The sequence below is a fragment of the Mycobacterium sp. NPDC048908 genome (genome assembly GCF_043197955.1).
Lineage (GTDB): Bacteria > Actinomycetota > Actinomycetes > Mycobacteriales > Mycobacteriaceae > Mycobacterium.
Genome location: NZ_JBICUE010000006.1, coordinates 247,268 through 259,529, shown reverse-complemented (window position 1 = coordinate 259,529; position 12,262 = coordinate 247,268). Strand labels below are relative to the sequence as shown.

The 12,262-nt window shown below is 67.0% G+C and carries 4 protein-coding genes; 1 reads left to right on the top strand and 3 read right to left on the bottom strand.

What is annotated here, in order from left to right; genetic code table 11:
- Positions 1-80: 80 nt before the first annotated feature.
- The 3 genes from ACGFK1_RS18310 to ACGFK1_RS18300 all read right to left on the bottom strand — a co-directional run bounded on the left by ACGFK1_RS18310 (position 81) and on the right by ACGFK1_RS18300 (position 10,996).
- Positions 81-473 carry a holo-ACP synthase gene (locus ACGFK1_RS18310; RefSeq protein WP_067805904.1) on the bottom strand — a complete coding sequence of 131 codons (393 nt, stop codon included), beginning with the start codon at positions 471-473 and terminating at the stop codon, positions 81-83.
- Positions 474-519: 46 nt separating this feature from the next.
- Positions 520-9,735, bottom strand: a complete 9,216-nt coding sequence (locus ACGFK1_RS18305) for a fatty acid synthase subunit beta domain-containing protein (protein ID WP_393431950.1) — start codon at positions 9,733-9,735, stop codon at positions 520-522.
- A gap of 538 nt (positions 9,736-10,273) precedes the next feature.
- Positions 10,274-10,996: a DUF1906 domain-containing protein gene (locus ACGFK1_RS18300; RefSeq protein WP_393431947.1), complete on the bottom strand. Its 723-nt coding sequence runs from the start codon at positions 10,994-10,996 to the stop codon at positions 10,274-10,276.
- A gap of 181 nt (positions 10,997-11,177) precedes the next feature.
- On the opposite strand from ACGFK1_RS18300, the gene ACGFK1_RS18295 reads away from it, so the two are divergent.
- A complete protein-coding gene (locus ACGFK1_RS18295) occupies positions 11,178-12,260 on the top strand; it encodes an ABC transporter ATP-binding protein (protein ID WP_393431945.1) in 1,083 nt (360 codons plus the stop codon).
- The last annotated feature ends 2 nt before the right edge of the window (positions 12,261-12,262 follow it).

The following is a 12,262-nucleotide window of genomic DNA, read 5'->3' as shown; positions in this document are numbered from 1 at the left end:
GGTCACCCCAACACCGCGAGCAGACGCAAAACTGCCTGATTTTCACGGGAAATGGGCAGTTTTGCGTCTGTTGGCGCTGACTAGCGCTCCTCGAGGATGGCGACCGCCGCTGCGGTATCGGCTTCGTGGGTCAGTGACAGATGGATCGTCACGTCCTTGAGATGCTCAGCGATGGCACCGGTCAACCGCACCTTCGGCCTGCCCCACATGTCGGTGATCACCTCGATGTCGCGATGGATGCCCTCGGGCAGCACCGGCCGCTTGGAGAATCGGGATCCCGACCACGCCTTGATCACGGCTTCCTTGGCCGCCCACCGCGCCGCCAGGTGCCGCGCCGCGGACGAACTCTTGTCCGCGGCGTCGCGTCGCTCGCCGGGCGTGAAGGTCTCGGCGAACACCGTGCCGGGCTGGTCGACCTGCTCGGCGAAGTCGGGGATGGAGACCAGGTCGATCCCCACCCCGACTACTGCCATGCCGGAAACGCTATCTCATCGCACATGTTCTTCGCGCGAGCGCTCATCACCGCACATACACGTCGCCGTCGCCCAGCCGGGACTCCGGATCGAGCAGCATCTCGGCTTCCTGTCGCTTCTCCGGCGCCTCGTGGCTGAACCGGCGATCGGCAGGCTTCTCGTACAGCGCCGGGCCGCCGGCGATCGCCGATGCCAGCCGGTGCTGACCGGCCAGCACCCGCGCCTCGAACCGCGCTTGGTAATCCTCGCGCTGCTCGGGGCTCAGGGCGGCGATGAACGCCTGCGGATGCACCAGCGCGATCAGACCGGACACGTGACCGAAGCCGAGGCTGGTGATCAGGCCCGCCTTCAATGGGAACTTGTCCCCCAGCCGCAGGGTGTCACGCAGCCACACCAGATGCGCGGCGCTGCTCAGCTCGTCGTCGACGCAGTCCAGGCTGCGGTTCGGCGGAATGACGCCGTCGCGCAGGATCTGGCACAGCCCCATCATCTGGAAGGCCGCGGCGCCACCCTTCGAGTGGCCGGTCAGGCTCTTCTGCGACACCACGAACAGCGGTGCACCGGGTGAACGGCCCATCGCGTCGGCCAGCCGCTCGTGCAGCTCGGTCTCGTTGGGGTCGTTGGCCAGCGTGGAGGTGTCGTGCTTGGACACCACCGCGATGTCGTCGGGCCCGACGCCGAGTTTGGCAAGCGAACGCGCCAGCTGCGATTCGCGACCGCCACGCCCGGCGGCCAATGCGCCGAGACCCGGCGCCGGAATCGAGGTGTGCACGCCGTCGCCGAACGACGAGACGTACGCGAGGACCGACAGCACCGGCAGACCCATCTTCAGCGCTAGGTCACCGCGCGCCAGCAATATGGTGCCGCCGCCCTGGCCCTCGACGAAGCCGAGCCGACGACGGTCGTTGGCACGCGAGAACTTCGAATCGCTGATGCCCTTGGCGCGCATCATCTCGGTGTCGGCGGTGGCCGCCATGTCACCGAATCCGATGATCGCCTCGAGCGTCAGGTCGTCATAACCGCCCGCGACGACGAAATCCGCCTTGCCCAACCGGATCTTGTCGACGCCCTCCTCGACCGACACCGCCGCGGTGGCGCACGCGCCGACCGGGTGGATCATCGCGCCGTAGCTGCCGATGTACGACTGGACGACGTGTCCGGCGTACACGTTCGGCAGCACCTCTTGCAGAATGTCGTTCGGCTTGTTCCTGCCGAGCAGGTTGCCGTGATACATGGTCTGCATCGACGTCATCCCGCCCATGCCGGTGCCCTGCGTGTTGGCCACCAGGCTGGGATGCACCCAGCGCATCAGTTCCGCCGGCGTGAAGCCCGCCGACAGGAATGCGTCCACCGTGGTGACGAGGTTCCAGATCGCCAACCGGTCGATCGAGTTCATCATCTCCTGGCTGACGCCGTACACCATCGGGTTGAACCCGGTGGGGATCTGCGCGCCGACCGTACGGGACAGCTTCGTCTTACGCGGTACCCGGATCTCGGTGCCCGCCTTGCGGGTGACTTCCCAGTCGGCGCTGTCGGGCACCGGCGCGATGACGGTGTGCTCCGGATCGAACTGCACGAACTGGCGCGCCTCCTCTTCGGAGGACACCACGAACGTGAAGTCCTTGTCGAGAAACACCGAAACCAGCAGCGGCGCAGCGTGATCGGGGTCGATCGCGCCGTCGTCGACGAACTCGCGGATGCCGACACGCTCGACGACGGCGTCGTGGTAGCGCTCCACCAGCTCGCCCTCGTCGACCAGGTCGCCGGACTCCGTGTCGTACCAGCCCGGCGTCGGGTCGTCTTCCCACTTGACCAGGCCGGTGGTCCACGCGAGCTCCAGCACGCCCGCCGCCGACAATTCGTTGTCGACCTCCATCTCGAAGCGGGTCCGCGACGAGCCGTACGGGCCGAGTTCGGCGCCGCCGACGATCACGACCAGATCCGCCGGGTCGACGTCCAGGTCGTCCCATTCCGGGGCGGGTGCGGCCCGGTAACCACGCGGCGGCGACGGCAGCGCCCGGATGGTGCTCTCGTCGTCGGTCTGCTCTGCCGAACTCTCGCCCAACATGTCCTCGCGGGCCTTGGCGGCCAGCTCGGACAGATCGAGGTCCACCTCGGCAAGCCCGCCGGTCAGGTCGACCTGCAACGGTTCACGGGCGGCGGCGACCTTGGACTCGATGTCGCACAGGCGCAGCAGCATGCCTGCCATCTCGTCGGTCGTGTACGTCGTCACGCCGGCCTGTTCGACCGCACCGACGATCGCGTCGTTGTGGCCCATCAGCCCGGTGCCCTTGGTCCAGCCGATCAGCGCGTGCGCCAACGACACTCGCTGCGCCCACGATGACTCGGCCTTCCACCGCGATACCACCGCGTCGAGCGCGGCCTTCGCTTCGCCGTACGCACCGTCACCGCCGAACATGCCGCGGTTCGGCGAACCGGGCAGCACCACGTGCAGGCGTGCGGCGATGTCGCGCTCCGCACCGATGTGTGACAGGCCGCCGATCAGCCGCTGAACAGCCCACAGCAGAACCTTCATCTCCATCTCGGCACGCGACCCGGCATCGGAGAGATCACCGGCCACTCGCGGCGCCGCGAACGGGAACAACAGCGTCGGTGTCAGCGCATCCTTGAGGTGAATCGACTGCGGCCCAAGGCTTTCGGTCTGTTCCGTGCCGACCCATTCGACCAGCTTGTCGATGTCGGTGTAGGACGCCATGTTCGCAGGCACGACCCACAGCTTCGCGTCGAAGCGCGCGTTGTCGCGGTACAGGTTGCGGTAGAAGGCCAATCGGCTGTCGTCCAACTTCGACGTCGTCGCGATCACCGTCGCGCCGCCGTCGAGTAACTGAGCCACCACCGAGGCGGCGATGGATCCCTTGGAGGCACCCGTGACGACCGCAACCTCGTCGGTGTAGCGACCCTTGCCCGGATTCTCCGCACCCGCTGCGGCGCGTCCGTACAGCGAAGCATGCACGTTGCGGCCCGCGGCCAAGGCCTTGCCCTGCCACCACGTCGCCTGTGTACCGACGACATTGCCCGCGCCCTCGAAGCGCGTGGACAGCCGCTCCCATTCGGCGTCGATCTCGCTGTCGTCGAGCACCCACAACTTGGCCAGGTCCTCGCGCGCGCTGGCCCAGCGGTCGTCGAAGACCACCGCCTTGCGGCCGTCGAACGTGGGGGCCACCAACCGCGGCCAGTCCGAGCCGAGTTCGGCGGTGACCAGGTCGATGAGCTCCGCGTCGGTGGCCTCAGGGACAGGGACGGGAGTGTCAAGGCCCAGTTGGCCGAGGATCAGACGGGCCGCCGAGGCGAGCACGCCGTTGCGGCCGGTGACCTGTTCGGCGAACTCGCCAAGCGCGGCGGAATCCACCACGCCGCCACCGCCGCCTGCGGCTGATGGCAGCGACACCGAAACACCCTGGCGTGCACCGACTGCCAACACCGCAGCATCGATGACCTTGTCGACGGTCGCCGCATCCGCGAGCGCGCCGTCGTGCAGGCCGCCGAGCTCGCCACCGCGGACACTGGAACCCTCGCGGGTGCCCAGTGCCACCTCGACCGTCACATGTTTGACCCAGCCCTCACCGAGTTCCCAGGTCTTCTTGACCCGCTCCCCGATGTAGCCCGGGCGCTTGCCGGACGGGCCGAGCACCGTACGCAGCTGATCGTTGATCGCGTCGGAAAGCACTGGGCCGAACGGCTTGTAGGTGCGGGCCAGCTTGGTGACCTGTCCCTTCAGCCCGGCCAGGTCCGCCTCGGCCGCACCGTCGATGGCGCCCAGGTTGAGCTCGGAGCCGAGGTCGACCAGCAGCTGGTTGCGTCGCGACGACGCACCGTCGGTGATCGACTCGATCGAGTCCAGCGGCTCGATCTGATCGATGCGCATCTTCGCCGACAACGCGATCAACGCCATGGTGGCGTCGGCGGCGTCGTATCCGATGTCATCCGGCCTCGGGCCACCCGAAGGAGCGGCGGGCGCGGGCGCAGGTGTTGCCGCCTCGACGGGGGCCGCCGCCTCCGTGACGGGCGCAGCCGCCTCATCCTCGTCGACCTCTGGTTCCGGATCCGTGTCGGTCGCGAACAGCACGGCCGCATCCCGCTCGGAGTTCAGCACCTCCGTTGTGTTGTGCGAATACTCGGGCAGCTTCAGCGTGTTGGCGGCAAGCCCGGCGACGGTCGGCGCCGACTTGACGCCGATCTCGACGAACCGCTCGATGCCCAGACCACCAGCGGCCTCCTCGATGAAGAGCAGGTCTTGGGTCTCGATCCAGCGCACCGGGCTGGCGAACTGCCAAGCCAGCAGCTCGATGACGACCTTGCGGCACAGTTCGGCCGGCTTCTCGTTTCGCCACGTGTCGTAGTCGGCGAGGATCTCGTCGAGCGGCTCGGCGGGCACCAGATCCCGGATCTCCTGGATGAAGTCGCGATCCAGCGTGAACGGCCGCGGCACCAGGTTGGGAATGTACTTGCCGACGATCAACGCCGGATCCTGATCGCGCGGCATGACGCGCTCCAGCGAGCGGCGGAAGTCGGCGACACCGACCCGAAGCACGGAAGAGTGGAAGGGCACGTCGATGCCCGGCACCAGGATGAATGACCGCTTGCCGCCGGTGATTTCGCGCCGCCGCTCGACCTCTTCCTCGAGCGCCTCCAGCCCGCGAACGGTGCCCGCGATGGCGTACTGGGAGCCACGCAGGTTGAAGTTCACGATCTCCAGGAACTCGCCTGTGCGCTCCGAGATGTCGGCAACGAACTGCTTGACGTCGGCGTCGTCGAGGTCGATCTGCGACGGACGGATTGCGGCCAGCCGGTAGTTGGACCGACCGAGGTGATCGCGCGGCACGATGTCGTGCATCTTGCTGCCGCGATGGAACACCACCTCGAGCAGCGCCTCCAGCTCGTAAACGCCGGAAACGCATGCCAGCGCGGTGTATTCACCGACGGAGTGGCCGCAGGCGATCGCGCCCTCGACGAACGCGCCCTGCTCGCGCATCTCGGCCACCTGCGCAGCGGCTACGGTCGCCATCGCGACCTGAGTGAACTGCGTCAGGAACAGCACACCATCCGGGTGGTGGTAGTGCACACCACTGGCGATCAGGCTGGTCGGGTTGTCCCGCACCACGTGCAACACCGAGAAGCCCAATGTGTCGCGGGTGAACTTGTCCGCGGTGTCCCACACCTTGCGGGCGGCCTTGGACCGCGCGCGGACCTCCATGCCCATGCCCTTGTGCTGGATGCCCTGGCCGGGGAACGCGTAGACGGTCTTGGGCGCGGCCAACTGTGCGGTCGCCGACATCACCAACTCGGAACCGACACGGGCGGCCACCTCGATGATCTCTGCGCCGCAGTCGATTCCGACCCGGTCCACCCGGAAGTCGATCTCGTCGCCCGGCAGCACCATGCCCAGGAAGCGCGACGTCCAGCCGACCACGCGGGCGGGCGGGGCCGGCTTGCCGTCGGTCGCGGTGACGACGTGCTGTGCGGCGGCAGACAGCCACATGCCGTGCACGATGGGCGATTTCAGCCCGGCCAGCAGCGCGGCGGCACGGTCGGTGTGGATCGGGTTGTGATCCCCGGACACCACCGCGAACGCGCTCATGTCGGTCGGCGCCTCGACGGTGACGTCACGGCGTCGGCGCCGCGGCGTATCGGTCGCGTTGTCCGTCATCGCACCGCCCGCGCGCGGCGGGTCGGCCAACTCGGCGACACCGGTGCGGCCACGGATCGCGAACCGCTCCTCGAGCGTGGCCAGCGGGGTGCCGTCAGCAGATGCGATGGCCACCGAGACGGGGATGACCCGGCCGTACTCGGTATCGGTCGCCGCGGAAACCGGTGCAGTAACCGACAGTTCGGCCTTGGTCTTCGGCATTGCGGTCAGAAGGTGTGCAGCGTGGTCCAGATGCACGAGGCTCAGCAGGCCCTCGACGACGGGGAAACCATCATCGGTCACGGCAGAACCGATCGCTGCGAACACCGCGGGCCAGCAGTGGCCGACCAACGCGTCGGGCACCAGCGTCAGGCCGGGTGCCAGCGGCGCCCCGAACGTCGCGGTGACGCCGGTGTGGTCGGCGACCGCTTCGGGGTCCCAGTCGACGGTGACCTTGGCGGCGCCGTCGACCACCGGCGGTAGGGCGTCGGGCCCGTCCACGCCCGCGGCGATCGCCAGCACCGATCGCATCGCGGTCGAGGCGTCTTCCACGGTGACGACCGGCATACCGCCGTCGACTGTGCAGGACGGCAGCGTGAAGCGGATGTCGATCCAGATATCGGACAGCGGAACGCTCAACGTCACCGCATCGCCGGCCAATTCGAGCCGCGCACCCGTTGATGGGTGTGTGGCAGAACGGTTTTCGTTGACCTGCCACTCGTCGGGCGCACCGATGCGGTGCACCGGGTTGATCGAGGCACGGCCGGCCCACAGCACGTCCGGCGAATCCAGCACCACCGCAAGCGGACCGGTGACGTCGGCGCGGGCCTGACGGCGGGAGACCACCTCGACGGGGTGTCCGTCGGTGGCCAACGCGTGGTCGATGGCGGCCTGCTCGAAGCGATCGAGCAGTTCACCGACCGGTTCGTCGACGCGGGTGATGCCCGCCACCGACTGTGTGCCGGGAATGATGCACACCTGGTCGGCGGTGTAACGCGCGTCGTGGGCCTGCCACAGCGAGTCGCTGCGCCACCAGCGGCGCACGTCCTTGTCGATGACCGGGACGAAGTTGACCGGCTTGCCTATCAGCTTGCACAGGGTGACGAACCACGGCACGTCGGCCGGATGCAGCTTGAGCGTCTCGGCCTCGGGATAGCGAGCCACCAGCGTGGCGATCGCCTGGTCCGGATTGTCAAGCAGCGCAACGTCATTGAACAGCGCTTCGATCTTGCCGGAGTCCTGTGGATGCAGCCGGGCCTCGGCGCGCTCGAGCATCTGCTCGAACCGGTCGCGCCAGGTATCGGCCAGCCACGGGCTGTCGGGGAGCTTGGTGTCCGCGGTGCTGTCATCATCGCCGATGGCCAGTTCGACATAGCGGCGCAGCCACTGCGCATAGGTCATGTCGCCGACGTCGCCGAAGTACGGCTTGCAGGTGGTGGCCATCGCGGCGATGATCTCGTCGCGGCGGGCCGCAACGGCCTCCGCGTCGCCCGCCACCTCGTCCAGCAGGCGACCGCAACGGGAGGCGGCATTGTCGATCTCGTGGATGTCGGCGCCGAGCTGGCTGCGGCTGGAAGCCATGCCGCCGGTGGCCTTGCCGGCGCTGATCCAATGGTCGGTGCCGGTGATGTCGACCAGCATCCGCTTGACCGAGGGTGACGTGGTCGCCTCCAGCGTGGCCATCGCGGCGGTGCCAACGAGAATTCCGTCGACAGGCATCGCCGGGAACCCGTAACGCTCGGCCCACTCGCCCGACAGGTACTCGGCCGCACGTTCGGGTGTACCGATTCCGCCGCCGACACAGACAGTGATGTTGGACAGCTTGCGTAGCTCGGCATACGTCGCGAGCAACAGGTCGTCCAGGTCCTCCCACGAGTGGTGGCCGCCCGCGCGCCCGCCCTCGATGTGCACGATGACATCCTTGCCCGGCACCTCGGCGGCGATGTTGATGACCGACTTGATCTGGTCGATGGTGCCCGGCTTGAACACCACATGGCTGATGCCGACGCTGTTGAGCTCGTCGATCAGGTCGACGGCTTCCTCGAGGTCGGGAATGCCTGCCGACACCACCACACCGTCGATCGGGGCGCCGGATTGGCGCGCCCGTTGCACCAAGCGTTTCCCGCCGACCTGCAGTTTCCACAGGTACGGGTCGAGGAACAGCGAGTTGAACTGCACGGCGCGGCCGGGCTCGAGCAGCTGGGTCAGCTCCGCGATGCGGTCGGCGAAGATCTCCTCCGTGACCTGGCCGCCACCGGCCAGCTCGGCCCAGTGGCCTGCATTGGCTGCGGCGGCGACGATCTTGGCGTCGACGGTCGTCGGGGTCATCCCCGCGAGCAGGATCGGTGAGCGTCCTGTCAGCCGGGTGAACTTGGTCGACAGCTTCACCGAGCCGTCGGGCAGCTTGACGGTGGTCGGCTTGTAGCTCGACCAGGCAGGCGGCACCTCGGGCTCGCCGCCCACGGTGAACAGGTTGCGCTGGCCCACCCGCGTTGCCGCGGGCACCAGGCCGACGCCGAGGCCACGGACCACCGGGGCGGTCACGCGGGTCGCGGTGTCGCTCGGGCCGAGGTCGACGATCCACTTGGCGCCGGAGTCGTGCAGCCGCTCGATCTCGGCCACCCAGTCAACGGGCTTGACGAAGATCGCCTCCGCGAAGTGGCGTGTGAGCTCACGGTCGATGCTGGTCCGGCTGGCCCACTCGTCGATGAGGTCCACGGCAGGGGCCAGTCGCGGCGTGTGGAAGCCGACCTCGACCTGGATGCCGTGGAACACGGGAGAGAAGACGGCGCCGCCGCGGATCTTGTTCTTGCGCTCGGCCTCTTCCTTCTCGGTGATCTTGCTGCAGTACAGCTCGAAGCGGCCGAGCTGCTCGGGGGTGCCGGTGATGACGACCGAGCGCCTGCCATTTCGGATCGAAAGCACTGGCGGCAGCACGGTGCGGACGTCTTGGGAGAACTCTTCGAGCAGTTCGGCGATGCGCTCGGGATCGGCATTGGTGATCGACACCATCGGCGACTTGTCACCGCGGCCGACCATGCCGCGGCGGCGCGACATCAGCGACCCGGCGGCGCCCATCAGCTGCAGGATGGCGAGCATCTCGGCGTCCCGCGCGCCTTGCGCCTTCAGCGACTCGACCGCCACGATGCCTTGCGAATGCCCGGCCATCGCCACAGGCGGGGTGCCGTACAGGTCGAGACCCTGGCGAATGACGGCACGCGTCGCGGCCATCTGGGTGAGCAGGATGCCCGGGCCCGAGATGGCGATGCTCATCAACTGCTTGGCGGTTGGCAGCTTCTCTTCGGCGGCCAGCGCGCGGACCCATTGCAGCGGCTCGAAGCCGATCGGTCGCACCACCACAAGCTCGCGGGCCACCGGCTCCAGCAGCAGCGCGGCCTCACCGACGACCTCGCTCAGCTCGGATTCGATACCCGCGGAACTGACCAGTTCCTCCAAGTTCTCCAGCCAGGAGCCACCCTGGCCGCCAAAGGCGACCGCATACGGCTCTCCGGCGTTCAAACGATCGACCAGGGCAGAAGCAGAGGACAACGCGTCAGTGTCGTATGCGGAGGCGCCGCGGCCGGTGGTCACCCTGCTCTGTTCGTTGATCGTCACGTCGTGTTATCTCCCTCGGTGCTGTCTCGCGCGTATCGCTCGTCGCCTGTCGGCTGTCGTCTCTGGAACTCTTGGAGGCCCGCGCTTCCCCCGCGCGGGTCGTGCGATTCGCCGTCGAATCCTGGCTGGTGCTACGCGCGTCCGGTTCCCGGGCCACCTGGCCGTCTGGTCAGACGGCCCACTGGACGCTCAAGCCTCTCCAGCCGTACTAAGAGTGTCATAAGAGACTGCACCATTTTCGCGCCCTAAATGGTTACTGGCGAGTTCTACGCATGGGTAACCCGATGTTCGATAACACCGGCCCCGGTGGGCGCCGATGGCATGCGGGACAAACGTCCTGTTGGCAGGTGGTTACGCTCGAGTAAGGACAACAGCGCAGATCAAGGCAGTATTGTTATGCAATCGTTATGTAAAAATTTTGCGCTGTCTCACAAGCGACGTCGTCGCAAGAGCAGGCGACAAGTGAAACGAATTTGTCTTCTCTCGCCCACTGGCTACCCGATGGAGTTTGCTGACTTTACTTACTGATCGGTAAGGTTTAGTCCCATTGGCCAAACTGCGGCTTCAGGATGTGGTTGATGTCGACCCCGACGCCGCCCACCTTCTGCTTGTCGATCTCGACTTGATGCAGGTGTGCGGCAGGATGGGTGAAGCCCCGTGGCGAACCCCAGTTGTGCTGCCAGAAGTACGAACCGAGGCCGTCCTGCAGCGCCCAGTCGATGGTTTTGGAATTGGCGTACACCCCGACACGCTGATGCCCCAGCACCGCCTCCCAGCCCTTCAAATACGGCGCGACCTGCGTCTTGTACTGGTCGTAACTGGGGTCGTCGTCGATCGACGCGTAGATCGGCGCGCCATAGGAACCCCCGGCCGCGACGTGTAACGCCCAGCCCCGCTTGGCATGTGCGACACCCGCACTCTGCCCGCCCAGCCAGTCCGCGCTGTCCTGCTTGCCGTACTGGTAGCAGGAGACGATCTTCATCCCGTTCTGATAGAGGTCGCGCGCCTCAGGCAGTTGGATCGGCTTGCCCAGCATCCATGCGCCGCCAGGACGCCGGTCCGAAACGTAGCGGATCGCGCCCAGCGCACCCGATGCGCGCAGATCGCCTGCCCTGATCACCCCCGCCGCATAGTCGAGCAGGATTCCCAACGGCCCGGCACCGGCCTGCGGCGCCGCCAGCGTCGACGACACCGCGCCGAGACCGAGCACCGCGGGTGCCGCGGCGGCGTATTTGAGCACGTCGCGCCGGGATAATGCCACGTGCCACAGAATATGACAGCAGTATCAATTTTCACCTCAACGCCACTGGTCACATCTACATCAAGATTCACAATCGGCCCCGCCGTAATCGCGGGAATGCGAAACCAGTGGCGCGAGGGGGGCCTGATCACGAAATCCGCGTTCACAATGCGCCCGGACGGTTGTATTCCTACGATGAGCCATGCCCTCGGGGACAGTCAGCTCACGACCGGCCGCGAATGTAGCTGCCGCGGTTGACGATCCGCAGATCGAGCTGGTCGGGGTCCGCAAGACATTCGGCGACGTGGTCGCCGTCGAGGGCGCTGACCTGACGGTGGCCGACGGCGAGTTGTTCGCGATCCTCGGCCCCTCTGGGTCCGGCAAGACCACGGTGCTGCGGATGATCGCCGGGTTCGAGCAGCCCACCGACGGCGTGATCAAACTCGGCGGCGCCGACGTGACCGCGCTGCCTGCTCGGCACCGCGACGTCAACACGGTGTTTCAGGAGTACGCCCTGTTTCCGCACATGACCGTCGCGCAGAACGTCGAATACGGACTGAAGGTCAAAGGCGTCCCCAAGGCCGAGCGCCGACGCCGCACCGCTGACGCGCTCGACATGGTGCGCCTGACCGACCACGCGGTACGCCGCCCGGCTCAGCTGTCCGGAGGCCAGCGTCAACGGGTGGCGCTGGCCCGTGCGTTGGTCGGACGACCGAAGGTACTCCTGCTCGACGAGCCACTCGGCGCACTGGACATGAAGCTGCGTGAACAGATGCAGCTGGAATTGAAGTCGATCCAGCGCGAAGTCGGCATCACGTTCGTCATCGTCACCCACGACCAGGACGAGGCGCTGACTCTCTGCGATCGACTGGCCGTGTTCAACAACGGGCGCATCGAACAGGTCGGCATCGCCCGCGACGTGTACGAGAACCCGGCCAATCGTTTCGTCGCCGATTTCGTCGGCACGTCGAATGTGCTCGACGGCGCGGTCGCCGAAGCACTCATGGGCAGGCCCGGCATGTTCGTCATCCGGCCGGAACGTATCGGGGTGTTCCGTCCTGGCACCGATCCGGTGCCAGGCGTTCGCACAGTCGAGGCCACGGTGTCCGAGGTCATCTACGCGGGCCCGACGACCCGCATCGCAGCGGTCGCGGCACCCGACGTCACACTGACCGCGACCGTACTGACAGCCAGCACATGGCTGCCGCCCGATCTGCACCACGGAACACCGATCACGTTGGCTTGGCCCGAAAAGGCAGTCCACCAATTGAAATACGAGGAGTAGTG

Excerpts from the sequence above, each read along its gene's own strand:
- ACGFK1_RS18310 (WP_067805904.1), bottom strand. The coding sequence starts at position 473 with ATGGCAGTAGTCGGGGTGGGGATCGACCTGGTCTCCATCCCCGACTTC.
- ACGFK1_RS18295 (WP_393431945.1), top strand. The coding sequence starts at position 11,178 with ATGCCCTCGGGGACAGTCAGCTCACGACCGGCCGCGAATGTAGCTGCC.